Genomic DNA, 24,269 nt, shown 5'->3' with positions numbered 1-24,269 from the left:
AACGAGTGGTGGGGTCTCAAGATCACTGTGTCAGGAGAACTGGCCGTCGCAGAATGCATCACTCGCACGTGTGGTGTGCCGTACGGGGTGGAGTCGACGAAGCGGGAGTGGACCCGGGTTGTGCAGATGCCCGCCAAGAGACCACTGGACCTGTCGGCATCCCTTGACCAGGTCGCCTACGTGATCACCGGACTGTGGTCCCCCCTGCCGACCGCGCGCTGTCCACGGCACCGGCCAGGAGCGTGACCAGTTCGTCGATGAGCGGGGAGCGGGCACCGGGTCTGCTGACGGCGAGGATCTCCCGGTGAAGCGGCGCGACCCCGGACGGCAGGACCACCCTCTCGACTCCGGCGTCGTGTCCTGCTCCGAGGAGCGTGGCCGGGATCAGGCCCACCGCGAGGCCCGCTCGGATCATGGCGAGCATGCTGTGCAGGTCCTCGGTCTCCAACGTCACGTGCGGCGCGATCCCGAGCTCTCCGGCCCAGCGGTGCAGCAGACGCCGGTCGGGGTTGTGGGCGTGGCCCGAGACCCATTCCCGTTCCAGGCATTCGGCCAGATCCACCGGGCGTCGGCGCCCCGGCTCGGCACCCGTGACCAGGACGAGCGGTTCGCGCCCCAGGACGGTGATCGTCAACGCCCCGGATGGAGCCGGCGGATCCTCGGGCAGGTAGCGGTAGGCGACGAGCAGGTCGATGTCCCCCGACTGCACTCTCGGCACCCCCTCGTCCGTCTCCACGACGACGAGACGGATCCGGGGACCTGGGCGGCGAGCCCTGAGCGTGGACAAGACCTGAGGGAGGAGGTAGGTCATGGCGCTGGGGTAGGTCCCGACGCGTAGTTCGGCGATCTCACGATTCGCGATGCCGTGGGCCGCGTCCTGGAAGCGCGCGGTCGCGTCGAAGAGGGTCTCGGTCGCCTGGGCGAGGGAGCGGCCGGCCGCGGTGAGGATCAGCCGGCTGCCGGGGCGGCGGGTGATCAGTTCGACGCCCATGTCGCGTTCGAGCGCGGCGATGTGCTGGGACACCGCCGAGGGCACGTAGCCGAGCTCGGCCGCGGCCTCGGCCATCGAGCCGTGGCGTACGACGGCCAGGAAGGTGGCCAGGAGCTTCAGATCCGGCTGAGACTTCATGGTTCATGAACTTTCTCTTCGGGATCCATCGCTTTACGTGTCTCGGGGTCGACGCCAGAGTAGAGGCACCGCGACGCCAGGCACTCCGCCCGACAGAAAGCCGAGACCATGGCCATCGACCTCACCGCCCTGCGGGCCCACTTCCCCTCCCTCGCGACCGGGCTCGCCTTCTTCGACGGTCCGGGCGGAACGCAGACCCCCCTCCCCGTTGCCGACGCCATCGCCGCGACGCTGACCGGCCCCCTGTCCAACCGGGGAACCGTCAGCCCGTCGGAGCTCAACGCCGAGCGCGCCGTCGCGGGCTTCCGCGCCGCCTACGCCGACCTGCTGAACGTGCCCGCGAACGGCATCGTGCACGGCCGCAGCGCCACCCAGCTCACGTACGACTTCTCCCGCCACCTGGCCAAGACCTGGAACGCGGGCGACGAGATCGTCCTCAGCCGCCTCGACCACGACGCCAATGTCCGCCCCTGGATCCAGGCCGCCGAGCGCGCCGGAGTGACGGTCCGCTGGATCGAGATCGTCCAGGAGACCACGGAGCTCGACCTCGACGCGTACGAGCAGGCCCTGACGCCCCGGACCCGGCTGGTCGCGGTCACGGCGGCGTCGAACGTGCTGGGCACCAAGCCGCCCGTCCGCCGGATCGCCGACCGCGCCCATGAAGTCGGCGCCCTGGTGTATGTGGACGGTGTGCACTACGCCGCGCACCACCTCGTGGACGTGCCCGCCCTCGGGACCGACGTGTTCGTCTGCTCGCCGTACAAGTTCCTCGGACCGCACTGCGGGGTGCTCGCAGCGGCACCCGAGTTCCTCGAAACCCTGCGCCCGGACAAGCTCCTGCCGTCCTCCGACACGGTGCCCGAACGTTTCGAGTTCGGCACGCTGCCGTACGAGATCCTGGCGGGCGCCACCGCCGCCGTCGACTTCCTCGCCGAGCTGGACCCGGGCACGGGGGCCTCGCGCAGGGAGCGCCTCACCCGCTCCCTCGAGTCCGTGCACGAGCACGAACTGACGCTGCGCGCACGGCTGCAGGAGGGTCTGGAGTCCCTGGGCGACGCCATCACCGTGCACTCGAAGGCCGCCGACCGCACCCCGACGCTCCTGATGTCCATCGAAGGCCGCGACGCCCGCGAGGCCCAGGAACACCTGGCCGCGCGCGACGTGGTGGCACCGGCCGGGTCGTTCTACGCCTACGAACCCTTCACCGCGCTCAAGCTCGAAAACCCAGCCCTGCGCGCGGGCCTGGCCCCCTACAACACCACCGACGACGTGGCCCGCTTCCTCGACGGGCTCGTCGACTTCCTCTGATCTCGCCGGATCCGGAGAGGCGCCTGGCTGCCCACCGGCGCGGTCATTCCCGCTCCCGCGCCGCCGCGTCGATCGCGAGCATCGCCACCGCACGGGCAGCGCGGGCGGGAGCGCCACTGCCCTGCAGTGGGCACTCGGCGGCGGCGCCATCGGCCAGCGTGACCAACTGCCAGGCCGGCGCTGCCGGGTGCGCCGCATGCAGCGCCCGGGCCAGCCCGCGCAGCCGTGCCCGGAACCGTGGGTGTCACAGGCCGGGCAGCGGGTGGCCACCAGGACGTCGGGCTCGTCCCGGAGCAGGTGGGGCATGACGAACGAGTCCCAGGCGCAACCGCCCCACCACAGCGTGTGTGCTCCCATGACGGAGAAGCCGAGCGGCACGGACGCGAAGGGGTGGGCCATCACGACGTGGTCGTTGTCCTGGGGATCCAGCACCACATCATGACTTCCGTGGAGGGTGCGCAACTCCTGACGCACCTGGTCCGGTGCGAGTCCGGTGAGTGCGGCAAGTTCCGGCACGCTCGGAGCGAGCTGGCTCGGGTGGCCGGGTGCAGTCGCTTCACGCTGTACCGCGTTTCCGCACGGCGTACGGCTTCGCACCCAGCGACTACCACCGCGATCTGCGGCTGCGCAGAGCCCGCGCCCTCCTGACCGAGGGCACGGCACCGTCGACTGCGGCCGCCCAGGCAGGCTTCGCGGATCAGGCCCATCTCACCCGGTGGTTCACCCGCGCCTACGGCGTCACCCCGCCGCCTGCCGCACGGCGCTGCACGAGGAAATCCAGCGGTAGCAGAGCGCAGCCCGGAACCCTGATCCTGGGAGTGTAGGAGCAGCCGAGGCACGGCCATGCAGGTGACCTGGGTTTTCGTCCGCGAAGGGTGGTGTCGGGGTGCGCCCCCCGCCGGCCTCACCTGTTCGCGTGATGGCGAGGACCTCGGTGAGGTGATGGCCTGGGTGCAGCCTCGCGGATGAGGGCCGGGTGCGGCGTCCGCGAGGGGATGCCGGAGGTTTGGCCGTGAGCGATCGGCGCGCAGCAGCACAGTCGGCTCGTGGGGACGCTGGACGGGTCCGGTCCGCGACGCCGCACCTGATCGTGCTGCCCGGCGGGGGCTACGCGGCGCACGCCGCGCACGAGGCGGAGCCGATCGCCGCCTGGCTCTCCGGGCTGGGGCTGTCGGCGAGTGTCTTCCGGTACCCCCTGAACGTGCGCCATCCTGAGCCCCTCCTGGCGTTGCGTGCCGAGATCCGGCGCCGACGCGAACAGGGGGCCGACCGCATCGGGCTGGTCGGCTTCTCGGCCGGCGGGCATCTTGCCGGGCTGGCCGCTCTCGCACCGAGCCGCGACCCGCGCGAGTCGGTCCAGTTCGCCGTTCTCGGCTATGCGATCACGTCGATGGAGACGGAGACGTACCGGCCTTCGCGCATGATCCTGCTCGGCGAGGACGCTCCGCCGGACCTGCGCCGCGCGACGTCGCTCGACGCGCTGGTGACCGCGGCGTCGCCCCCCTTCTTTCTCTGGCACACCGCCGAGGACATCTACGTCCCGCCGGAGCACACCTACCGCCTCGCCGCGGCGCTGGCCGCGCACGACGTCCCGCACACCGTGCACGTCTTCGCCCACGGCCCGCACAGCCTCGGTCTCGCCGACAGTTCCGGCGACGCTGCCACCTGGACGAGGTTCGCGGCGTCCTGGATCTCCGAGCAGACCCACTAGCGGTCAAGAACCCGCCCCGACCAGGGAACCCCTCACAAAGGACATCATCGATGACGGAATTCGCGCCCGTTCCGGAATTCGCTCGAGGCCCCGAAATCCCCGATTCCGGCTATCGCGTCACCGACCTCGGCGGCGGCGCCTACGGCATCACCAGCGGGATGGTGAACACCATGTTCCTGGTGACGAAGAGGGGCGTCGTCGTCGTGGACGCCCCTCCGGACCTGGAGGGAAGGCTGTTGACGGGCATCGAGGAGGTGACGTCGAAGCCCATCACCCATCTGATCTACAGCCATGCCCATGCCGACCACATCGGCTCCGCGCACCTGCTGGCGCGCGACGGCTTGAAGGTGATCTCCCACGAAGCCACCGCACGGTACGTCGAGGAGGCGCACGACCACCACCGGCTCGTGCCCAACGAGACGTTCAGCGGAACCAGAACCGAGCTGAACGTCGACGGGGAGCGGATCGTCCTCGAGTACAAGGGCGACTGGCACCAGGCGGGAAACCTGTTCATCCACCTCCCGGAGCAGAAGATCCTGACGGCGATCGACAGCTTCACCGTCAAGAACGCCCCCTTCTTCCGCCTTGTCTTCTCCCCGCACGTGCCTGCGTACTTCGACGCCATGGACCAGATGCTCGAGTACGACTTCGAAACCGTCGTCTCAGGTCACATGGCCCTCTTCGGGACTGCGGAGGACGTGCAGACCAATCGCGGGTACATCCGGGACCTGCGCACCTGCGCCATCCAGGCGCTCGGCGAGGTGGACCTGCGCAAAGCGGCCGCCGACGCCGGGGTTCCGCATGACAACCGGCAGGCGGAGCTCAAGGTCTGGATGGACGCGGTCGTCGCCCGCGCGGCCGAGCTGATGCCGACTTCCTGGGCCTTGCGCCTCGGCGGCCACGACATCTTCCTCACCGACAATCTCAACGCCGTCGCGTGGAGCGTCTTCCTCGACTGACCGGCCGTCGCGCCCTGATCCGAAACCAGCCCTCCCCATCCCTTTCGACAAGGTGTGAGTCCTGTGTCCGAATCTCCGACGGTCGTATTCGTGCACGGCGCGTTCGCCCACGGATCTTCCTCTCGGCCGGCCACGGAAACGTCGGCTCCCGCGCCGATGTCCGGTTCGAGCTCGGCTATCACCGGGACATTTGGGACGCGGTGACCCGGGCCTTCACGGCCCACCCGATCACCGACTTCGTCGACCCTTCGCAGGGAGCCCGTTCGGCCTGGTTCCCAGCGCAGTTGGCTGCTGTGGCCAAGGACGCGATAGACCTGATGCGGCCGAAGTACGGCCGGTACTACGGCTTCGAGGCGAGCGCGCCGTCCAACGCGGAACTCGCGGCATTCACCATATTCGCCTTTCGGTGACGGTGAGGGCGGCTGGACGCACTGGCCCCGTCTGCTGCCAACGCTCCGATTGATGGAGATGGAAAAGTGCAGATGATCGACGTTTATGCCGCGGCCGGCGCCTTCAGGGACACGAAAGGGCTTGCCCGGGATCCGGCGGCGACGCTGATGGACATCGAGCAGGTGCCGGACATCCCGATGTTTTGCAAGAACACCGCCGCCTTCGTCCACGAGATGCCGGTGGACCAGCTGTCGAACGTCGACGGCGACGGGACGTACATCCGCGTCCTGGTGAAGAAGGAGCAGTAGCTCCATCAGAATGATTCCCGCTCACTTTGACAGGTGATGTCGTGGACCGTGGGTTGTCACGAATGATTCCTTCATAGACGGCTGCAACAACGCAGTCCTGGGCGCTTGGAGAACACATGCCTGTCTCGAAGGCACACGCGATCTGGAACGGCGATATCCCCAGTGGGTCCGGCCACTTCACCGCCGGCGACAGTATCAACGGGGGCGTCACGTACAAGTCCCGCTTCGAGGGCGGCCCGGGATCCAACCCGGAGCAGCTCATCGGTGCGGCCCACGCCACCTGCTTCTCGATGGCGCTCGCCAACGAGCTGGCGAACGCGGGCTTCCCCGCAGAGTCGATCGAGACCGATGCCGCGGTGACGCTGCGGCCGATCGACGGCGCTCCGACGATCACGAAGATCGAGCTCGTCACGACGGGCAGGGTCCCTGGGATCGGAGCGGACAGGTTCCGCGAGTTCGCCGAGTCGGCGAAGGCGAACTGTCCGGTGAGCCGTGCGCTGGCGGCGGTCCCCGAGGTCACTCTGCAGGCGACTCTCGCTGGTGTGTGAAGGCCTTCGACCCTTACGTCGTTCTGCGCGGCGGCGGCGCGCGGGCCTTTCGGATGCGTGCCCTGGGCCTGCTCGACGAGGCCTGCCCGCAGGTGCGTCCGTGCGATCTGGCGTCATCGTGCCGCAGCCCGTCGAGGCGGCGGCATCCCTGGAAGGGCGCCTGACATGTTGATGAGCGAATGCGTGCCCCGGTTCCCTCTCGATCGGCACGTCCTCAGCACGCGGCGGCCTTTCACCGCCGTTGTCGAGGACATCCGTGATGCCCTCGACAGTGCCGAGGCGGGGGAGAGCAGCCTCGGCTCCGGTACCCGCGGCGCCTCGGTACCCGCGGCTGTCCGGTACCCCGGTGCCGGTCCCGATCGCGTCGATCACCGTCCTGATGCATGCCTCGTCCGGCGCGCCGACGCCCCGGTACTCGTTGTTCCAGGCCCGACGGGGGTTCTCCCTCATCACAACCACCGTGGTGTTCGGGATCTACGCGGTGTCCGTGCCGGCCTTGCTCGTGCCGGGAGGGCTGCCGGACCACATCGGGCGTCGTCCCGTGCTCGTGGTGTCACTCGGCACCCAGATCGTGGCCATGGTGCCGTTCACCGCAGTTGACGGGGTGCTTGTCCTGACCGCGGCACGGAGGGGACAGGGACTCGCGACCGGTGCCGCGCTCGGCGCGGCGATGCCGGCCATCGACGCAAAGCGCGGCACGCCGGCCGGCGCCGTACCCCGGGGGACGGGGACAGCGCTCGGCTCCCTGATCGCGGGGCTGCCCATCCGCCACCTGCCTGCTCATCCACCTCGTGCTGCTCGCAGGGTGCGCGATCCGGACCCTGGGCGTCGTGCTGCCGCGCGAGACATCGGCTCCCGAGCCGCGGGCGCTCGCGAGCCTCCCCCGAGATCAAAGCCGGCTCGGCATCCGTCCTGCCCGGCGGCCCCAGCCTCTTCGTGCCGGCCGGGGTGGCCGTTGCCGCCGCGCTGGTCCCGCACCGGAGGAGACCGCCCACCGTGATGCTGCTGGGCAGTCGTGCCGCCGACCCCTCCCCACGAGCGATCCGGAGCGCCGTCCCTGGTGTTCGTCGTCTCTGGCTGTCCTGGCCCTGTTCGCCTCGGCGAGCGCTCGCCGCGTGGCGGCCAGGACGGGTACGCGGAAAGCCCCCTGAGCGGCCCCACCTGGTCACCGGGCCACTGACCGACCGAGGCGGATTGTGATGAATCAGATGCGTCGGCTCACCGCGTGGTTGCGCCGCCGGGATCCTGACCTGGCCGCCACGCGGCGGGCGGCCAGGACCGCAGTGGTGATGCCCTTCCTCTTCGCGTTGTGTGCCGAGATCTTCCGAGCGCCGGTCGCGGGCACCTTTGCTGCATTCGGCGCGTTCGCCATGCTTCTGTTCGTCGAGTTCACCGGTCCCATGGCCCAGCGGCTGCGGGCACACGCGGCTCTCGCCGTCGCGTGGCTGGTGCTGGTCTCGCTGGGCACCCTCGCGACACGGTCGGTCTGGACCGCGATGGTGGCCACGGTCCTGGTGGGCTTCGCCGTGCTCTTCTCGGGCGTGGTCAGCTCGGTCCTGGCCGGTGCCACGACGTCGCTGCTGCTTGCGTTCGTCCTGCCGGTGTCGGCGCCGGCGCCGCTGTCGCAGCTGCCGGAGCGACTGATCGGTGCGGTGCTGGCGGCTGGGGCGTCCATGCTCGCGGTCTGGTTGTTGTGGCCGAGGTCGCAGGCCGATCCGCTCAGTGCACCGGCGGCGCAGGTCTGCCGCGCGGCGGCGGCTCAGCTGCGCGCCGACGCGGACCACTTCGCGGGGCGATCCGCCGCCCCCACGTTCTGGGAGTGCCGTACCTGCGCCGAGAAGACCGAGTCGAGCACGCGGAAGCTGCAGCGGGCCTTCACGTCCACCCCCTACCGGCCCACGGGCCTGTCGACCGAGTCCCGCGCTCTGGTCCGCCTGGTCGACGAGCTGACCTGGCTGACCGCGATCCTGGCGGAGGCCGCTCCCACGGTGGAGCACGGCCCGTTGGGCACCCCGGAGTCGTCGCAGGTGCGCAAGACCGCTGCGGCGGTGCTGGATCTGTCGGCCGAGTTGCTCGACGATCCAGGCGGCTCGTCGGACCGGCTGCCGGCCGGGGCGGCGGAACTTCGGGAGGCTCTGACCGCGCTGGAGGACGGGGCAGCCGGCCGCCTGCCGGCGCCGGCCCCCGTAGAAGGCGGCGCGCTCGACCACGACACCTTCGTCGACAGCCTCGACGTGTCCTTCCGGGCCCAGCAGGTGGCCTTCGTCGTCCTGCAGATCGCCCAGAACGTCGACACCGCCCGGGCTGCGCACCAGCGCGGCTGGCCGGACCGCCTCCTCGGCCGGGTGCCCGGGGCGCCGACCGGCCCGCTGACCAGCGCCACGGAGCGCGCGGCGGCGCATGTGGAACCGCACTCGGTCTGGCTGCACAACAGCATCCGCGGCGCCGTCGGCCTGGGTATCGCGGTCGTGCTGGCCGACGTGACCGTCGTCCAGCACGCCTTCTGGGTCCTGCTCGGCACCCTGTCGGTGCTGCGCTCCAACGCGCTCAACACCGGGCAGAACGTCTTCCGGGCCCTCGGCGGCACGCTGGTCGGCTCGGTCCTGGGCGCCGGTGTCCTCCAGCTCATCGGCCATGAGACGACCCTGTTGTGGATCCTGCTGCCGATCGCCGTGATGATCTCAGGTGTCGTCCCGGCCGCGGTCTCGTTCGCTGCCGGGCAGGCGGCGTTCACACTCACGCTGGTGATCTTGTTCAACATCGCCCAGCCTGCCGGCGTGTCCCTCATCCTGTTCCGCATCGAGGACGTCGCGCTCGGCTGTGCCGTGAGCCTGGTCGTGGGCCTGTTCTTCTGGCCGCGCGGTGCCTCCGCCGCGGTCGGCAAAGCCTTGGCGGATGCGTACACCGACAGTGCGCGTTACCTGCTCGCCGCGGTGGACTATGCGGTGTCCTGCTGCGTTCACGGGTCCACGGCCGTCCAGGTTCCGCAGGAAGGCCGCCAGGCGGCGGCCGCGGCACGGCGACTGGACGACGCCTTCCGGACGTACTTGGCCGAGCGCGGACCCAAGGCTGTTCCCCTGGACGGGATGACGACCCTGGTCACCGGCGTTGTCGGGCTCCGCCTGGCCGCAGACGCGGTCCTGGAGCTGTGGCGACGGTCCGCGGACCGGGTGCTGCTCGAAGACCGCGCCGCCGCACAGCAGGAACTGATCATCATGGCGGAACGGATCACGCGGTGGTACCAGAGCCTGGCCGACGGGCTGGAGAGCGGAGGACCGGTGCCCCAACCGCTGGAGTCCGATCCGAAGATCAGCTCCCGGCTGGTCGCGGCGGTTCGCCGTGACCTGCACGATGCGGGTGGGCAGGCGACGGCGACCGGTGTCCGCATCCTCTGGACCGGTGACCACCTGGAAGCAGCCCGCCGGCTTCAGGTGTCCATCGCGGCGGCGGCCGGTGCCGCTGACGCGCGGATTGCCGTCGTCGGCTCAGCCTGAGACTGGCGGCGGCACTTCGCGGCGGGTGCGAGCGCACCGGCGCATGCTCCCGGGCCAGGTCGGGCCCCCGGGCCTGGCCGGCGCACGGAGCCGGTGACAGGCACGGCACGTGCACGGGTACGGCGCCGGGGCGGGCGTTTTCGCGGGGGCCGGGCGATGCTGGTGAGCAGAGCAGCCCTGCGAGCAGGCCGGGAGGCGCGGCCAGGTGATAGCCGTCAATCCGCTGAACAGCGCCTCGGTGCTGGCCGCCTTCGGCGCGATCGGCGTCCTGGTGGTGATCTTCGCGGAGTCCGGTCTGCTGGTCGTCGGCTTCTTCCTGCCCGGTGACACCCTGCTGTTCCCGGCCGGCGTGCTGTGCGCCGGCAGTGCGCATCAGCCGCCCCGGCTGGCGCTCTGGCAGGTGCTGCTGTGCGCGGCGGTCGGGGCGGTGGTGGGCGGGCAGGTCGGATACCTGATCGGGCGGCACGGCGGACGGGCGCTGCTCGCCCGCACCTCCAGCCGGCGCGTGAAGGCGGCGGCCGCCCGGGCCGAGGCACTGCTGGCCCGGTACGGCTACGGGAAGGCGCTGGTCATCGGCCGGTTCGTGCCGTTACTGCGGACGGTGCTGCACCCCGTGGCCGGTGTGCTCGGGGTGCCCGTGCGGCCCTTCACGCTCTGGCAGACCGTGGGCGGAGTGCTGTGGTCGCAGCTGCTCGTCCTCGCCGGTTACAGCCTCGGCACGTCCGTCCCGCACATCGAGGACTATCTGCTGCCGCTGGTCGCCGTGGTGGTCGTCCTGTCGATGCTGCCCCTCCTGCTCGAGGCGCGCCGCGCCCGCCGCGAAGGGCGTGCCCGCCGCTGAGCGCCCCTCTGTGAGTGCCGCGCTGTGACGTCGTTCGTCTGCGGCGGCCTTGTGCCTGCTCGCGCAGTTCTGTGCGCCCCTTCGGGCGCTGCCGCACCGCAGTGAGTTAGCCCGTCCTTTTCAGCCCCCCGCCGCCCGGTACGTGACCCGGCCCCCGACGACCGTGAGCACCACCGGCAGCCCCGCCAGATCGGTGTCGGGCACCTTCAGCGGATCGTCGGCCAGCACCGTCAGGTCGGCCCGGTGACCGACGGCGAGCCGACCCGCCTGGTCCTCCTCCCCCGCGGCCCAGGCAGGATTGACGGTCATGCCCTGGAGTGCCTGCAGGGCGGTCAGTGCCTGGTCGGGGCCGTGCGGCGGCAGGGAGAGGTCGGCGGGGCGGCGGTGCCGGGCGCCGGCCATCACCCTCAGCGGCGGGTACGGCGCGATGGGCCAGTCGGAGCCGAGCACGACCCGTGCCCCGGCCTCCCACAGGTCCCGGCAGCGGAACGCCCGCCCGGCCCGCTCCTCGCCGAGCCGCCGTGACCAGTTGTCGGTGTGGTCGGCGCGGGTGAACTCGCAGCAGTGCGTGGGCTGCATGGAGGCGGCCACGCCGAGCGGCCCGAACCGCCGTACGGTGTCGTCCGGGACGGTCTCGATGTGTTCGACGCGATGGCGTACGACGCCCGGGCTCTCCGCCTGTGCCTTCTCCACCGAGTCGAGCACATGGCGGACCGCCGCGTCGCCGATCGCGTGGGTGGCCGTGGGCACGCCGGCCCGGTGGAGGGCGCCCAGGACGTCGGTGTAGCGCTGCGGGTCGGGCCAGTAGGCGTGCGCGGACTCGCCGTGGCAGTCGGGGGTCTCCAGCCAGGCGGTGCCGTTGTCGATGGTGCCGTCCATGAAGAGTTTCACGCCCGCCACCCGCCACAGCGCACCGCCGGTGCCCTGGAGCCGGATCAGCTCGGCCACGGCGTCGTCGTCCGTCTCGGGCCGGCACCAGGGGGCGATCCGCAGCCGCAGCGGCAGGGCGTTCTCGGCCTCCAGCGCGGTGTAGACGGCGAGGCTGTCGCCGTTCGCGTCCATGGCGTGGCCGCCGGTGAGGCCGGAGGCGGCCATGGCGCGCAGCACCTCGGCGGTCCGGGCCCGTACCTCGGCCTCGGTGGGCCGGGGGGCGACGGCCTCGACGAGTTCGCAGGCGGCGTCCTCCAGGAGCAGGCCGGTGGGCCGGCCGTCTGCGTCGCAGACGATCTCGGAGCCCTGCCCGAACCGGCGCGGACCGTCAATGCCGGCGAGTTCCAGGGCACGGTCGCCGGCCAGCGCCGAGTGCGCGTCGAACAGGTCGATGAGGGCGGGGATCCCGTCGAGGACCGGTCCGAGGGCCGCGTTGCCGACGGGCGCGGCACCGAAGACGTTGGGGTCCAGGCCCCAGCCGCGCAGCCAGGCGCCCGGTCGCAGCTGCCGTACCGCCGCGGCCAGGGCGGTCCGTACGGCGTCCAGGTCACGGCAGCCGGACAGGTCGACGCCCATGGTGCGTTCGGCGCCGGACACCGGATGCAGATGCCCGTCGGTGAGCCCCGCGGTCACCACCGCACCGCGCAGGTCCACGACCGTGCTGCCGGGCCCGGCGAGGGCGCGGGCGTCCCGGTCGTCGCCGAGGAAGACGATCCGCCCGTCCTGCGCGGCGAGCGCGGTGTGCGGGAGCAGCTCGCCGGTGCCGGGGTCGAGCAGCCGGGCGGAGAGCAGGACGAGATCGGCGGGCACGGGGGCTCCTCTGCAGAAGGGCGGTGGGACAGGACGGGTCAGGCGGTGTGGTCCAGGGCGCCGGGCGGCAGGCCCAGTTCCCGTTCCGCGGTCGTCACGGGCATGCGCAGCACCGCGGCCGGCCGGTCGGGGGTCACGGTGTTGGCGTGGGCACCGAGGCCGTCGAGGACGACGAGGATGTGGATGGTCGCGGCCAGGGGGTCGTCCGTACGGAACTCGCCTGCGGCGACCCCGTCCCGGATCAGGTCTTCGAGGCGGCCGCGCCAGGCGGCCTCCTGTTCGGCGACCCGTTCGCGCAGCACCGGCCGGTAGCGGCTGAGGTGGCGGGCGTTGATCCACAGCCGGCTGACGGCGTCGTACGCCTCTCCCGAGGTGTAGGCGAGGAAGCGGGCGAGGTGCCCGGTGGGGCTCCCCACGGAGCGCTCGGCGGGGAGCAGACGGTCGAGTTCGGCGGTCGCGGCGCTGCCGAACGCCTCGGCGACGAGGTCCTCGGCCGAGGGGAAGTAGTGGCTGATCAGCCCCGGGCGCACTGCGACTTCCTCGCCGATGCGGCGCAGGGTGATGCATTCCAGGCCCTCGGAGAGGGCGATGGCGGCGGCCGCGTCGACGATCTCCGCCCGCCGGGCGGCCGGGTCCTTGCGAATCCGTTTGTGCTGAACGCTTGACGACATACCGACGATGCTATTGAGTGTTCGACCAATAAGCAACTGGTCGGGCGCCCAATAAGCGCCCGCGCCGCTTCCACCGCCCCCGGAGGACCTCATGGCGTCCACGCTCCCCGATCCGATCCCCGACGCACATGCGCACCGCATGGCGGCGGACGGGAAGAACACCGACATGACCGGGGCTCCCGAGCGGGCGGGCGGCATCGAGGCGCACGGCATCGACCACATCCCCGACTCCGAGCGGCGCGGGCGTCCCCGCGAGCTGTTCTCGGTGTGGGCCGCCGCCAACGTGAACTACCTCAGCCTGGTCGTCGGCGGCGCGCTGGTGCTGATGGGCCTGAGCCTGTGGCAGGCGATGGCGGTGATCGTCGTCGGCAACCTGTTCTGGCTGCTCACCGGGCTGCTCGCGATCCCCGGACCGGCGGCGGGCGCACCCAGCGAGGTCATCACACGGGCCATGTACGGCGTACTCGGCAACCGCGTCAACAACGCGGTCACCGGCTGGATGATCTCCGTGTGCTACTTCGCGCTTAACCTGGCCGCGGCGGCGACCGCGGCCTTCTCACTGGTCGCCCGGACCGGTCTGCCGGTGAACACCGGCGTGAAGGCCCTCGTCGTGGTGCTCATCGCCGCGGTCACCCTGGCCATCAGCGTCTGGGGCCACGCCGCGATCATCCGGCTCTATGTGCCGATCACCCTCGCCCTGACCGCAGTTTTCGCCGTGGTCGGCTTCGTGGTGGTGCGGCACGCCGACTTCGGTTACGTCCCGGACCGGCCGCTGAGCGGCACCGCCCTGTGGGCGACCCTGCTGGCCGGTGTCGCCCTCATCGCCTCGGGGCCGCTGTCGTACACCACCAGCGCGGACTTCTCCCGCTACCTGCCGCGCACCGCGTCCGCCAGGGCGGTGGCCGGCTGGACGGCGTTCGGCGGCTTCCTGTCCAGCGTCCTGGTCTGCGGCATCGGCGCGTTCGCCGCGACCACCGTCGACATGAACGAACCGGAGTCCTCGCTGCAGCGGCTGCTGCCCGGCTGGTTCCGCCCGCTGTTCCTGCTCGCGCTGGTCCTCGGTACCGTCGCCCTCAACGCGCTGACCGCCTACAGCGCCGGTCTCGCCCTCCAGGCCGTCGGCCTGCGCATCCGGCGCTCCCGCAGCGTCCTCGTCGACGGCACCGTCTCCGTCGCCCTGACCCTGTACGCGCTGCTCGTCTCGGACTTCCTCGACACAGTCGGCAACGTGCTGCAGCTGACCGTGGTCCTGCTCGGCCCGAGCACGGCCGTCTACGCCACCGACATCCTGCTGCGCCGCAACCGCTACGACGGCCTCGCCCTCGGCGACGAGTCCCGCAACGCTCCCTTCTGGTACACGGGTGGGTTCAACTGGGCCGGGGCGGTTGCCCTCGGGGCGGGCGTGGCCGCCTCCGCGGTGTGCGTCGACACCGCCTACACCGGACCCGTGGCCGCCGCCCTGGGCGATGCCGACCTGGCCCTGCCGGCGGGTCTGATCGTGTCCTCGGCCGTGTACGCGCTGCTGATGCGCAGGCTCCGCGTCACCGGGTGAGACACGGCCCGCGGGCTCACACCTCGCCGAGGAAGCCCGGGTCGGCCGGACCGAGCTGCCGCGCGGAGTCGGCGGCGACTCCGAGGATCTCCCGCATCGCCACCGCCCGCCGACTGGTCGCGGCGAGATCCCGGTGCGCCTCCTCGGTCCACAGGGGCGGAAAGACGGTGATGCCGTGCCCGAGGTCGAGGGCCGCCGCCTCCTCGCGCCAGCCCGGCCGGCGCAGCCCGTCGTAGAACGTCTCCAGCCGGCCGGACAGCAGCCACCGCACCCAGGCGGAGTGCCCCATGTCCAGCGCCTCCCACTCCAGGGTGTCGGGCGCGAAGTACGTCATCTGTCCGGGCGCACCCGGGCGGCCGGCGCGGGCCGGGTCGTGGCCGTTGAGGCACAACACCCCGCCGAGCACGTCATGACCGACGACGAGCCCGTCGGCCGGGTACCAGCCGGGGTCGGGCTCCGCGGGGAAGGCGTTGACCCGGCCGAGGCTCGGCAGCCCGCTCGCGGCCGAACCCGTGCCGTACACCCGCACCCATCCGTCGTCCAGGACGAGCCCGCCGCAGTGCAGGGTCAGCGTCCCGAGCACCGAGCGCGCGGTGACCTGGAGCTGCAGCAGACAGCGGCGGCCCTCGTCGGCGTCGGCGGGCAGCACACGCAGGGGTACGGCGCTCGCGGCGAAGGCCTGCTGGAGTTCCGGCCACGCGGGATCGTCCACCCGGACCAGCTCGTCGATCTCTCGCATCCGAGGATGATCGCAGGCCGGGTCCGGCGGCCCGGCACCGGGCACATCAGCGAGGCGTGCGGCGCTTGCGGTTCGGTCGGCGGGGGCGGTGAACGGTGTCCAACTCCCCTATCGTGGCTCGGACATGGGCCGGACCGCGCGGCCGGGTACCCCCGGCGCACCACCAGGACGCGCGTCCGGCGTCCTCGGTCACATGCATCCCGAGCCCGTGCAGGGTGCACACCGGCCAGGCCGGCCACAGGCGTTCCGTGACCGTTTCCTGGGCGGCCCCGGCGACCACCCGGAGGGCCCCATCGGCGGACCCGGCCGGCCACAGGGAGTTTCCGTGCGCGTAGCCGTCCGCGAAGGCGACGTAGCACCGGCCGCGTCGTTCTCCTCGAAGCCCGGGTACGCGACGAGACCCAGCGACTGCTGCTCGGGCAGGCCGAACGGCGAAGGACGCATGGGCACATCCACCCAGTCGGCCGCAGGGCTACTCTGGCCTCTCCCGCACCAGCCGACCGACCAGCGGAGCCGCGAGATGCATGTACGCCGTGTCGTGCCCATCCTCCAGTCGACCGCGCTGCCGCAGAGCGCCGAGTTCTATGGGGTGCTGGGGTTGGAAGAGGTCATGAACCACGGCTGGATCATGACGCTGGCCTCTGCCGAGAATCCGGCCGTACAGCTCAGCCTGATGACCGAGGACCGCACCGCGCCCGTCGTCCCGGACCTGAGCATCGAGGTCGAGGACGTGGACGCGGCGTACGAGGCGATGCGGGAGCGCGGCGCGGAGATCGTGCATCCGCTCACGGACGAGGAGTGGGGCGTACGGCGGTTCTTCGTGCGGGATCCGGGCGGCCGGGTGGTGAACGTGCTCAGCCATCGCTGACCCCGATCCGGGTCGGCCGACGAGGCGTTCTGGACGGGTCCCTGACGATCCGTGAGACTGGGCCGGGTCCGACGACCCGCGCCCGGCTCTTCAGGAGGGTGACCCATGGATGAGGAAGTCCCGCGCGTCGAACTCACCCCCGAGGCCGCGGACCTGGTGCGGCGGCTGCACGCCGAGCACGGTCCGCTGATGTTCCACCAGTCCGGTGGCTGCTGCGACGGCAGCGCGCCCATGTGCTACCCGGAGGGCGAGTTCCGCACCGGCGGCTCGGACGTGCTGCTGGCGGAGCTGACGGTGGACGGTGTGGCCGAGCCCGTCACCTTCTGGATGTCCAGGAGCCAGCACCAGGCCTGGAGCCACACCCGGCTGATCGTGGACGTGGTACCCGGAAGGGGCAGCGGCTTCTCGCTGGAGGCACCCGAGGGGGTGCGTTTTCTCACCCGTTCTCGCGTAGTCGACGCCTAGTCGGCCCGGCGGTCGCCGCCCTCTGGTCCACTGCCCCGTACGACCCGTACGACGACCCGTACGGCAGGGACAGTTGACGAGGCATCAGGGGGCAAGGTGATCAGACGTCACAGGCGTCCGGCAGCGGGCAGAGCGGTTCTCACGGTTGTCACGGCGTTGGGTGTGCTGGCGGGGGCGGCACCGGCCGGCGCCGTACCGGCCGGAAGACACATCGCGCCGGGTGTCACCTACCGGCAGTTCGACGTCGACGCGGCCGCGGGTCCGGCACACGCCCATCTGCTCACGGTCGACCTGGCCAACCCGCACGTCCGCGTGGACCTGTTGTACCCGGGCGCGGTGGCGGCCCGGGCCACCGTCTCCCGGATGGCGGACTCGGCCGGAGCGGTCGCGGGGGTCAACGGTGACTTCTTCAACATCACCGAGACCCAGCATCCGGGTGTCGAGGCCACCGGCGCGAGCGTCGGACCGGCGATCGCGGACGGGCAGGTACTCAAGGCGGCGGTGCCGAACGGCCAGCGGTTCGGGCCCGCGCTGCCGCCGGGTACGAGCACACGGGACGTCTTCGGCGTGGGCATCGACCGGCGGGCGCGGCTGGACCGCCTCTCCCTCACCGGCAGCGTGCACACGCCCGACGGCACGTTCCCGTTGAAGGGCCTCAACCAGTACGCGCTCGCGGAGAACTCCGTCGGCGCCTTCACCGCACGCTGGGGCAGCGCGTCCCGGATGCGTGCCGTGTGCGGCACAGACACCCAGCGGTCGGCGCCGTGCAGCACCGACACCCACGAGGTGAAGGTGCAGGGCGGCCATGTGGTCTCCGCCTCCGACACCCCGGGCAGCGGCCCGGTCCCGGCGGGCACCACGGTCCTGGTGGGCCGCGAGGAGGGCGCGCAGCGGCTGCGCAAGCTGTCCGTCGGGGACGCGGTGAGCGTGACGCACGGCCTGGTGGCGGCCTCGTCGGGGGTGCCGTACGCCTTCGCGATCGGCGGCTTCCCCGTCCTCGAGGACGGCCAGGCGCTGTCCGGCCTGGACCACGGCACCTCGGCGGTGCGCACGGTCGTGGGCGTCAAGGGCGGCGGACGGCAGCTGCTGATCCTGGCGCTGGACGGGGCCGCCCAGTACCGAACGGGCCTGACGGTCGCGGAGGAGGCCGACACCATGCGCTCGCTGGGCGCGTCCGACGCGTTCAACCTCGACGGCGGCGGCTCGACGGAACTGGTCACCCGCGACGACGGGGCGAGCGCCGTGACGGTCCGCAACCATCCGAGCGCCGGCGCCGAGCGCCCCGTCGCGAACGGCATCGGGGTGTTCTCGGCCGGCTGATCTCAGGGCCGCAGGCCGCTCACCAGGTCGGCGGTCGTCATGAGCCCGCTGTGGATGGTGGGCGCCATACTCGTGCCTGCCAGGAAGAAGCCGAGCAGCAAGCAGACCAGGGCGTGGGAGATCTTCAGCGAGCAGTTGCGAATGAAGATCACGGCCAGGATCAGGAGCAGCAGGACCGCAGAGACGGGAATGACCACCAGGAACCTCCTCCGCCACGCCCCTTGAGTGGCGTTCCGGCCGCAAGTGTGGCGTAGCGGAGGGTTCCTCCGGGCGGCTGACGTGTCCCCCAAACGTGTGATGTTACGCGGCGGGGTGGGCGTCGAGGAAGTTCTCCAGGCCGGCCAGGTCGTCGGTGTTGAGGTAGTCGACACCGGCGGCGAGCAGTTCCGTCCACAGGGCGTCGCGGGCCGGGCCCGCGGCGTCCGGGGTGGCCCAGAACCGCACCTGCTGCCCGCGCGCGTGCGCGGCGGCGGTGATGCTCCGCAGCTTGTGCCGCTCGGCGTCGGGGAACGCGCCCTCACCCGACCACGTGAAGTTCTGCGTCCAGTTGTCGCTGATCAGCGAGATGAAGGAGGCCGGGGCGGTGCTGCCGAGGTCGGTGAGCCGGCCGTCGTAGAAGGCGCGCCGCTCTTCCTGCGCCTCCATGGGGATGCGGGCGGCGCGGTCGCCGGAGACGACGGCGGTGACCGGTCCGGGCTGCACACGGCCGTGCGCGTACCGGGTGAACAGGTGCGGGTAGCGGCGCAGATGGCGGTCGAGTTCGAGGTACGTCGACGAGCCCTCGGTCTTGACGTCGATCAGGAGCTGCAGCGGCCTGCGCCAACCCCGGTACACCGAACCGTGGCCGGCCCGGACCCGGGCGGCGAGCGGGTCGAGGTAGAGGGATTCCAGGGTGCGGGACGGGTCCAGCTCGGAGCTGTCGTGCCCGATGAGGAGCTGGTCGCCGACGAGGAAGATGTCGGCCTCGACGCTGTTGAAGCGGTGATCGAGCGCGTCGAACAGCGGCCGGGGGTGCTCGTAGTCGTTGTGGGCGTGCGCGTTCCACAGCGGGTGCGGACCACGCTGTGAGGTGCCCGCCCAGGCCTGCGACGCGGGCAGGACGACCGCGCCGGCGAGGGCGGCGCCGAGGGTGGTGAGGGCTCTGCGTCGGGTGGTGAGGGCCATGCTCTGCCTCCCTTGAGGTGCCGGATGGGACCGAAGGGAGTATGCGTGGCCTCACCACCGAAGAGGCCTGGTCCTGCGGGGAGTTGGCGCGTTGTTCACTTCTGCGGAGCATGTACACGAAAAAGCCCGCCCCAGGTGGGGCGGGCTTCACCTGGGTTGTGTCAGGGTGCCTGGAGGTCGACCAGCTCGGCCAGCGCCTCCCGGTGGGCTCCCGCCGTGCCGAAGGCGATCGAGTCCGCCTTGGCCCGCTTCAGATAGAGGTGGATCGGGTGTTCCCAGGTCATTCCGATGCCGCCGTGCAACTGCAGCGCCTCCTCGGCGGCGTGGACGGCGACGGGGGCGGCGTAGGCCTGGGCAACGGCGACCGATATGTCCGTGTCCGCGCCAGAGGCCAGCGCGTCGGCCGCGGCACGGGCGGCCGCCCGCAGGTTGACGACCTCCAGCCACAGCTGCGCGAGCCGGTGCTTGAGCGCCTGGAAGCCACCGACCGGCCGGTTGAACTGCTTGCGCTCCTTCAGATAGCGGACGGTCTCGGTCAACGCCCAGTCGGCGACACCGAGTTGTTCGGAGGCGAGCAGTCCTGCGGCGGCGCGCAGGGCGCGTCGTACGGCGGGTTCGGCTTCGCCCACGCGGCGGCCGGGAGCGCCGTCCAGTCGTACCGTCGCCGGCGGCCGGGTCAGGTCGAGGGAGGTCTGCGGGGTGACGGTCGCGGCGTCCGCGGCCACGGCGTACAGGCCGCCGTCCCCGGCCGGGACGAGCAGGACGTCGGCCACGGCCGCGTCGGCGATGCCGGCCAACTCCCCGTGCAGGAGGCCGTTGTCGAGTCGTACGGCCTTGAACGGGGCGCCCGGAGCCACGTGCAGGCCGACCGCGAGGGCACCGATGGTGCGCCCGGAGGCCAGCTGTCCCAGCAGCTCCTCGTCACCGCAGGCCAGCAGGGCCTCGGTGGCCACGACCGCGCTGGTGAGATACGGCACCGGGGCGACCGCCCGCCCCAGCTCCTCCAGGACGACGGCGACTTCGCGGGCGGAAGCACCCTGGCCGCCCATCTCCTCGGGCACCAGGAGCCCGGCCAGGCCCATGCCCTCGGCGAGGGACTTCCACAGGGCGAGGTCGTGCGGGGTGTCCGACTCGACGCGGGCGATGACGTCCGCCGGCGGGCAGTGGTCCGTGAGCAGGCCGCGGACGGCGGCGCGCAGCGCCTCCTCCTCCTCGGAGTACAGCAGGTCCGGCGCTTTTGTCATCGGGCCAGGTCCTTCCATGCGACGTCCTTGTCGGTGCGCGGCTCGGCAGGCAGGCCGAGGACCCGCTCGGCGACGATGTTCAGCAGGACCTCGCTGGTCCCACCCTCGATGCTGTTGCCCTTGGAGCGCAGATAGCGGTACCCGGCGTCCCGGCCGGTGAAGTCGACCAGCTCGGGGCGGCGCATGGTCCAGTCGTCGTACAACAGTCCCTCCTCGCCTCGGAGTTCGACCTCCAGGCCGCTGATCTCCTGGTTGAGGCGGGCGAAGGCGAGCTTCATGCCGGAGCCCTCGTAGCCGGGCTGGCCGGCGACGAGCTGCTGGCGCAGGCGTTCGGCGGTGAGGCGGGAGACCTCGGCCTCGACCCACAGCTTCAGCAGGCGCTGGTGCAGTTCGTGGGTGCGCAGCTCGGGGCGTTCGCGCCAGGTCTTCGACACCGGGCCGATCATGCCGCCCTCGCGGGGCAGCCGCATGCCGCCGATGGCCACGCGTTCGTTGTTGAGCGTGGTCTGGGCGACCCGCCAGCCGTCGCCGACCTCGCCGAGGCGGCGGGAGTCGGGGATGCGGACGTCGGTGAGGAAGACCTCGTTGAACTCGGCCTCACCGGTGATCTGGCGCAGCGGCCGAACCTCGACGCCGGGGTCGGTCATGTCGCAGAGGAAGTAGGTGATGCCGGCGTGCTTGGGCACGCTCGGGTCCGTGCGGGCGATGAGGATGGCCCAGCGGGCGTTGTGCGCGCCGGACGTCCAGACCTTCTGGCCGTTGACGACCCAGGTGTCGCCTTCCCGCACGGCCCGGGTGCCGAGCGCGGCCAGGTCGGAGCCGGCGCCGGGCTCGCTGAACAGCTGGCACCAGACCTCCTCCCCCGTCCACAGCGGCCGCAGATAGCGCCGCTTCTGCTCGTCCGTGCCGTACTTCAGGATGGTCGGCGCGGCCATGCCGAGCCCGATGCCGTTTCGGCGCGAGTCATTGTCGGGGGCGCCGGCGGCCTCCAGCTCGGCGTCCACGACGACCTGGAGGTGGCGGGGCGCGCCCAGTCCGCCGAGGCCTTCCGGGTAGTGCACCCAGGCGAGGCCGGCGTCGAAGCGGGCGCGCAGGAAGTCGAGGCGGTCGGTGTCCGCGGGGGGATGTGCGGCCAGCAACTCCCGTGCGCGGCGGCGCAGTTCATCGGCGTCGGTCATGCTGCTTCCTCCATCACCACGGCGATCCGGCCGGTGGACCGGCCGTCCGCCACCTTCTGCACGGCCACGGCGGCCTCGCTCAGCGGCACCCGCTCGCTCACCAGCGGCTTGATCGCGCCACGGGCGGCCAGTTCGGTCAGTTCCTCGTGGCAGCGCTGGACCAGCTTGGGGTTCTTGGTGTTGTACAGGCCCCAGTGCAGGCCGAGGATCGAGTAGTTCTTCACCAGCGCGTGGTTGAGGGCCGGGCTGGGGATGGTGCCGCTGGCGAAGCCGACCACGACGATCCGGCCCTCGAAGGCGACGAGCTTGGCGGACTGGGCGTAGGCCTCACCGCCAACGGGGTCGTAGATCAGGTCCGCGCCCCGGCCGCCGGTGGCCTCCTTCACGGCCGTGATCACGTCCTCGGAGCGGCGGTCGACCACCACGTCACAGCCCAGCTCACGGGCCACGGCGGCCTTGTCCGCGCCGCCGACGACACCGATCACCTTGGCCCCGGCCGCCTTGCCGAGCTGGACGGCGGCGCTGCCGACACCTCCGGCCGCGGCGTGCACCAGCAGGGTCTCGCCCGCCTCCAGGTGGGCCCGGCGGTGCAGGCCGAACCAGCCGGTCTGGTAGCCGATGTGCAGCGCGGCGGCCTCGGCGTCGTCCAGCGCCTCGGGCGCCGGCAGCAGGGCACGGGCGTCGGCGAGGGCGTACTCGGCGAAGCCGCCGTACGGCAGCGCGGGGTTGGCGATCACCCGGCGGCCGTCCTCGGTCTCGCCGCAGATCTCGACACCGGGCGTGAACGGCAGCGGCGGGCGTACCTGGTACTGGCCCCGGCACAGCAGCGCGTCCGGGAAGTTGATGTTGGCGGCACGCACGCGCAGGCGCACCTGGCCGTCACCCGGCGTCGGCGGCTCCACCTCCACCAGGCGCATCACCTCGCTCGGCTCGCCGTTCTCGTGCACTTGCCATGCCTGCATGCGGGGCCTCCACGGGACTGCTTCGTCTGACCGGGTCCAATCGCATACTAAGCGGTCGCTTGCCGATCAGGGAACAGTCGGCCGCGTCACTTCCGTCTGGGCCGTGCCCGCACATGCATCCGCTCGCCCTGCGGCCCGAACAGACTGAGGAACTCCACCGGCCCCTCCCCCGTCGACCCGAACCAGTGCGGCACGCGCGTGTCGAACTCGGCGGCCTCCCCCGCCGACAGCACCACGTCGTGCCCGCCGAGGACCAGCCGCAGTCGCCCCGAGAGCACATAGAGCCACTCGTACCCCTCGTGGGTGCGCGGATCCGGCTCCTGCTTCCGCTGCGGTTCCAGCACCTTGAAGGCCTGGAGGCCGCCGGGCTGGCGGGTCAGCGGCCAGTGGGTGCGCCCGCCCCACACGATCGGCTCGGACCGCACCCGCGGATCCCCCACCGGCGGCGCGCCGACCAGCTCGTCCAGCGGCACCTGATGGGCCTGGGCGATCGGCAGCAGCAGTTCGAGGCTGGGTCTGCGCAGGCCGGACTCCAGCCGGGACAGGGTGCTGACGGAGATGCCGGTGGCCTCCGACAGCGCGGCCAGGGTCACCTCCCTCTCCTTGCGGATGCGGCGCAGCCGGGCGCCCACTTCGGCCAGTACGTCGTCTGTACTCATGGCGACTATTGCAGGAACGGCAAATATGTTTGTCAATCCCGCAGGCGTCGAGCCACGGTCGCCTCATGACCCAGAACACCGAGAACAACAGGTACGAAGCAGTCGTCGTCGGTGGCGGGGCCGCCGGGCTGTCCGCCGCGCTGATCCTCGGCCGGGCCCGGCGCCGGACGCTGGTGGTGGACGCGGGCGAGCCGCGCAACGCGCCGTCCGCACACATGCAGGGCTATCTCTCCCGGGACGGCATGTCCCCCGCCGAGTTCCTGGCGATCGGCCGCGAGGAGATCGCCCGGTACGGAGTGGAGCTGGTCCGGGACCGGGTCGTCGACGCGGCCAAGGTCGAGGACTTCACCGTCGTACTCGCGAGCGGCGGGCCCGTACGGGCCCGGCAGCTGGTGATCGCCACGGGCCTGAAGGACGAGCTGCCGAAGGTCCCGGGGCTGGCCGAGCGGTTCGGCCGGGACGTGGTGCACTGCCCGTACTGCCACGGCTGGGAGGCCCGCGACCTGCCGACCGGGGTGCTCGCGACCTCGCCGCTGAGCGTGCACCAGGCGCTCATGGTCACCCAGTGGTCGAAGGACGTGCGGTTCTTCCTGCACGAGGTGAGCGAGTCGGAGCTGACGGACGACGACCTGCGCCGGCTGGCCGCCGCCGGGGTCACGGTCGTACCCGGGAAGGTCGCGGGACTCCTCGTCGCCGAGGACCGGCTCGCCGGGGTCCGGCTCGAAGACGGCGCGGTCCACGGCCGAGAGGTCCTGTACACCGCCCCGCGCGCCGTACCGAACAACCACCTGCTGGTGCGGCTGGGCGCCGAGCTGCACGAGACGCCCTTCGGCGCCTACCCGGTAATCGACGAGCGGGGCCTGACGACCGTGCCAGGCCTGTGGGCGGCGGGCAACGCGAGCGGCTTCGCCGAACAGGTGATCAACGCGGCGAGCCGGGGGTACCGGGCCGGGGCGGCGATCAACGGGGAGCTGCTGATGGCCGACCTCGACTCCGTCCGGGTGTAGCTGCCGCTCCCC

Annotated in this window: 23 protein-coding genes and 1 pseudogene; 14 read left to right on the top strand and 10 right to left on the bottom strand. The window is 71.7% G+C overall.

Annotated elements, in window-relative coordinates:
• Positions 1-184: 184 nt before the first annotated feature.
• Positions 185-1,129 (bottom strand): LysR family transcriptional regulator, encoded by a 945-nt coding sequence (locus AB0M27_RS13435; RefSeq protein WP_365721070.1) that lies wholly within the window; start codon positions 1,127-1,129, stop codon positions 185-187.
• A 108-nt stretch (positions 1,130-1,237) separates the two neighbouring features.
• Between AB0M27_RS13435 and AB0M27_RS13430 the strand changes: the two genes are divergently transcribed.
• From AB0M27_RS13430 to AB0M27_RS13390, 9 genes and pseudogenes are all read left to right on the top strand, one after another.
• Positions 1,238-2,437: a cysteine desulfurase-like protein gene (locus tag AB0M27_RS13430; RefSeq protein ID WP_365721068.1), complete on the top strand. Its 1,200-nt coding sequence runs from the start codon at positions 1,238-1,240 to the stop codon at positions 2,435-2,437.
• 525 nt (positions 2,438-2,962) lie between these two features.
• Positions 2,963-3,261: pseudogene (locus tag AB0M27_RS13425) on the top strand (AraC family transcriptional regulator); the annotation flags it as partial.
• A 188-nt stretch (positions 3,262-3,449) separates the two neighbouring features.
• Positions 3,450-4,148, top strand: coding sequence for an alpha/beta hydrolase (locus AB0M27_RS13420; RefSeq protein ID WP_365721066.1), 699 nt, complete (start codon positions 3,450-3,452; stop codon positions 4,146-4,148).
• Positions 4,149-4,198: 50 nt separating this feature from the next.
• Positions 4,199-5,107: an MBL fold metallo-hydrolase gene (locus AB0M27_RS13415; protein WP_365721064.1), complete on the top strand. Its 909-nt coding sequence runs from the start codon at positions 4,199-4,201 to the stop codon at positions 5,105-5,107.
• Between the two features lie 200 nt (positions 5,108-5,307).
• Complete coding sequence (locus tag AB0M27_RS13410; RefSeq protein ID WP_365721062.1) at positions 5,308-5,517, top strand: hypothetical protein; 210 nt, start codon at positions 5,308-5,310, stop codon at positions 5,515-5,517.
• A 72-nt stretch (positions 5,518-5,589) separates the two neighbouring features.
• Positions 5,590-5,805 (top strand): hypothetical protein, encoded by a 216-nt coding sequence (locus tag AB0M27_RS13405; RefSeq protein WP_365721060.1) that lies wholly within the window; start codon positions 5,590-5,592, stop codon positions 5,803-5,805.
• Positions 5,806-5,921: 116 nt separating this feature from the next.
• Positions 5,922-6,353, top strand: a complete 432-nt coding sequence (locus AB0M27_RS13400; RefSeq protein WP_365721058.1) for an OsmC family peroxiredoxin — start codon at positions 5,922-5,924, stop codon at positions 6,351-6,353.
• Positions 6,354-7,552: 1,199 nt separating this feature from the next.
• On the top strand, positions 7,553-9,847 hold the full coding sequence (locus AB0M27_RS13395; RefSeq protein WP_365721056.1) for an FUSC family protein: 2,295 nt from the start codon (positions 7,553-7,555) through the stop codon (positions 9,845-9,847).
• A 205-nt stretch (positions 9,848-10,052) separates the two neighbouring features.
• Entirely contained in the window at positions 10,053-10,688 is a 636-nt protein-coding gene (locus AB0M27_RS13390; protein ID WP_365721054.1) for a VTT domain-containing protein, read from the top strand.
• A 120-nt stretch (positions 10,689-10,808) separates the two neighbouring features.
• Here the strand turns inward: AB0M27_RS13390 and AB0M27_RS13385 are convergent, their stop codons facing one another.
• Together AB0M27_RS13385 and AB0M27_RS13380 are read right to left on the bottom strand one after the other, a co-directional pair.
• Positions 10,809-12,428 carry an amidohydrolase gene (locus AB0M27_RS13385; RefSeq protein ID WP_365721052.1) on the bottom strand — a complete coding sequence of 540 codons (1,620 nt, stop codon included), beginning with the start codon at positions 12,426-12,428 and terminating at the stop codon, positions 10,809-10,811.
• A 38-nt stretch (positions 12,429-12,466) separates the two neighbouring features.
• Complete coding sequence (locus AB0M27_RS13380; RefSeq protein WP_365721050.1) at positions 12,467-13,099, bottom strand: TetR family transcriptional regulator C-terminal domain-containing protein; 633 nt, start codon at positions 13,097-13,099, stop codon at positions 12,467-12,469.
• 91 nt (positions 13,100-13,190) lie between these two features.
• Between AB0M27_RS13380 and AB0M27_RS13375 the strand changes: the two genes are divergently transcribed.
• Entirely contained in the window at positions 13,191-14,651 is a 1,461-nt protein-coding gene (locus tag AB0M27_RS13375; protein ID WP_365721048.1) for a cytosine permease, read from the top strand.
• 16 nt (positions 14,652-14,667) lie between these two features.
• Here the strand turns inward: AB0M27_RS13375 and AB0M27_RS13370 are convergent, their stop codons facing one another.
• Complete coding sequence (locus tag AB0M27_RS13370) at positions 14,668-15,390, bottom strand: DUF2625 family protein (RefSeq protein WP_365721046.1); 723 nt, start codon at positions 15,388-15,390, stop codon at positions 14,668-14,670.
• A gap of 520 nt (positions 15,391-15,910) precedes the next feature.
• On the opposite strand from AB0M27_RS13370, the gene AB0M27_RS13365 reads away from it, so the two are divergent.
• From AB0M27_RS13365 to AB0M27_RS13355, 3 genes are all read left to right on the top strand, one after another.
• On the top strand, positions 15,911-16,258 hold the full coding sequence (locus tag AB0M27_RS13365) for a VOC family protein (RefSeq protein ID WP_365721044.1): 348 nt from the start codon (positions 15,911-15,913) through the stop codon (positions 16,256-16,258).
• Between the two features lie 105 nt (positions 16,259-16,363).
• Complete coding sequence (locus AB0M27_RS13360) at positions 16,364-16,723, top strand: DUF779 domain-containing protein (protein ID WP_365721042.1); 360 nt, start codon at positions 16,364-16,366, stop codon at positions 16,721-16,723.
• A 156-nt stretch (positions 16,724-16,879) separates the two neighbouring features.
• Complete coding sequence (locus AB0M27_RS13355) at positions 16,880-18,043, top strand: phosphodiester glycosidase family protein (protein WP_365721040.1); 1,164 nt, start codon at positions 16,880-16,882, stop codon at positions 18,041-18,043.
• Between the two features lie 2 nt (positions 18,044-18,045).
• On the opposite strand, the gene AB0M27_RS13350 is transcribed toward AB0M27_RS13355, so the two are convergent.
• The 6 genes from AB0M27_RS13350 to AB0M27_RS13325 form a co-directional block, all read right to left on the bottom strand.
• Positions 18,046-18,240 carry a hypothetical protein gene (locus tag AB0M27_RS13350; RefSeq protein ID WP_323376250.1) on the bottom strand — a complete coding sequence of 65 codons (195 nt, stop codon included), beginning with the start codon at positions 18,238-18,240 and terminating at the stop codon, positions 18,046-18,048.
• A 103-nt stretch (positions 18,241-18,343) separates the two neighbouring features.
• Positions 18,344-19,207, bottom strand: a complete 864-nt coding sequence (locus AB0M27_RS13345) for a phosphatidylinositol-specific phospholipase C/glycerophosphodiester phosphodiesterase family protein (RefSeq protein WP_365721038.1) — start codon at positions 19,205-19,207, stop codon at positions 18,344-18,346.
• A gap of 161 nt (positions 19,208-19,368) precedes the next feature.
• Positions 19,369-20,451: an acyl-CoA dehydrogenase family protein gene (locus tag AB0M27_RS13340; RefSeq protein ID WP_365721036.1), complete on the bottom strand. Its 1,083-nt coding sequence runs from the start codon at positions 20,449-20,451 to the stop codon at positions 19,369-19,371.
• Positions 20,448-21,629, bottom strand: a complete 1,182-nt coding sequence (locus AB0M27_RS13335) for an acyl-CoA dehydrogenase family protein (RefSeq protein WP_365721034.1) — start codon at positions 21,627-21,629, stop codon at positions 20,448-20,450. The genes AB0M27_RS13340 and AB0M27_RS13335 overlap by 4 nt, the downstream gene beginning before the upstream one ends.
• Positions 21,626-22,591, bottom strand: coding sequence for an NADPH:quinone oxidoreductase family protein (locus AB0M27_RS13330; RefSeq protein WP_365721032.1), 966 nt, complete (start codon positions 22,589-22,591; stop codon positions 21,626-21,628). The genes AB0M27_RS13335 and AB0M27_RS13330 overlap by 4 nt, the downstream gene beginning before the upstream one ends.
• Positions 22,592-22,677: 86 nt before the next feature.
• Positions 22,678-23,250, bottom strand: coding sequence for an XRE family transcriptional regulator (locus tag AB0M27_RS13325; protein ID WP_365721030.1), 573 nt, complete (start codon positions 23,248-23,250; stop codon positions 22,678-22,680).
• Between the two features lie 65 nt (positions 23,251-23,315).
• On the opposite strand from AB0M27_RS13325, the gene AB0M27_RS13320 reads away from it, so the two are divergent.
• Positions 23,316-24,257 carry an NAD(P)/FAD-dependent oxidoreductase gene (locus tag AB0M27_RS13320; RefSeq protein ID WP_365721028.1) on the top strand — a complete coding sequence of 314 codons (942 nt, stop codon included), beginning with the start codon at positions 23,316-23,318 and terminating at the stop codon, positions 24,255-24,257.
• The last annotated feature ends 12 nt before the right edge of the window (positions 24,258-24,269 follow it).

It is taken from the genome of Streptomyces sp. NPDC052107 (genome assembly GCF_040680215.1).
Lineage (GTDB): Bacteria > Actinomycetota > Actinomycetes > Streptomycetales > Streptomycetaceae > Streptomyces.
The sequence above is the reverse complement of the archived record's forward strand: the minus strand, read 5'-3'. Positions and strand labels throughout refer to the sequence as shown.

What these genes read in the sequence shown, in the direction of transcription:
- AB0M27_RS13435 (WP_365721070.1), bottom strand. Translation starts at nt 1,129, where the DNA reads ATGAAGTCTCAGCCGGATCTGAAGCTCCTGGCCACCTTCCTGGCCGTC.
- AB0M27_RS13430 (WP_365721068.1), top strand. Translation starts at nt 1,238, where the DNA reads ATGGCCATCGACCTCACCGCCCTGCGGGCCCACTTCCCCTCCCTCGCG.
- AB0M27_RS13415 (WP_365721064.1), top strand. Translation starts at nt 4,199, where the DNA reads ATGACGGAATTCGCGCCCGTTCCGGAATTCGCTCGAGGCCCCGAAATC.
- AB0M27_RS13405 (WP_365721060.1), top strand. Translation starts at nt 5,590, where the DNA reads ATGATCGACGTTTATGCCGCGGCCGGCGCCTTCAGGGACACGAAAGGG.
- AB0M27_RS13400 (WP_365721058.1), top strand. Translation starts at nt 5,922, where the DNA reads ATGCCTGTCTCGAAGGCACACGCGATCTGGAACGGCGATATCCCCAGT.
- AB0M27_RS13395 (WP_365721056.1), top strand. Translation starts at nt 7,553, where the DNA reads ATGAATCAGATGCGTCGGCTCACCGCGTGGTTGCGCCGCCGGGATCCT.
- AB0M27_RS13380 (WP_365721050.1), bottom strand. Translation starts at nt 13,099, where the DNA reads ATGTCGTCAAGCGTTCAGCACAAACGGATTCGCAAGGACCCGGCCGCC.
- AB0M27_RS13375 (WP_365721048.1), top strand. Translation starts at nt 13,191, where the DNA reads ATGGCGTCCACGCTCCCCGATCCGATCCCCGACGCACATGCGCACCGC.
- AB0M27_RS13370 (WP_365721046.1), bottom strand. Translation starts at nt 15,390, where the DNA reads ATGCGAGAGATCGACGAGCTGGTCCGGGTGGACGATCCCGCGTGGCCG.
- AB0M27_RS13365 (WP_365721044.1), top strand. Translation starts at nt 15,911, where the DNA reads ATGCATGTACGCCGTGTCGTGCCCATCCTCCAGTCGACCGCGCTGCCG.
- AB0M27_RS13360 (WP_365721042.1), top strand. Translation starts at nt 16,364, where the DNA reads ATGGATGAGGAAGTCCCGCGCGTCGAACTCACCCCCGAGGCCGCGGAC.
- AB0M27_RS13345 (WP_365721038.1), bottom strand. Translation starts at nt 19,207, where the DNA reads ATGGCCCTCACCACCCGACGCAGAGCCCTCACCACCCTCGGCGCCGCC.
- AB0M27_RS13340 (WP_365721036.1), bottom strand. Translation starts at nt 20,451, where the DNA reads ATGACAAAAGCGCCGGACCTGCTGTACTCCGAGGAGGAGGAGGCGCTG.
- AB0M27_RS13335 (WP_365721034.1), bottom strand. Translation starts at nt 21,629, where the DNA reads ATGACCGACGCCGATGAACTGCGCCGCCGCGCACGGGAGTTGCTGGCC.
- AB0M27_RS13330 (WP_365721032.1), bottom strand. Translation starts at nt 22,591, where the DNA reads ATGCAGGCATGGCAAGTGCACGAGAACGGCGAGCCGAGCGAGGTGATG.
- AB0M27_RS13325 (WP_365721030.1), bottom strand. Translation starts at nt 23,250, where the DNA reads ATGAGTACAGACGACGTACTGGCCGAAGTGGGCGCCCGGCTGCGCCGC.
- AB0M27_RS13320 (WP_365721028.1), top strand. Translation starts at nt 23,316, where the DNA reads ATGACCCAGAACACCGAGAACAACAGGTACGAAGCAGTCGTCGTCGGT.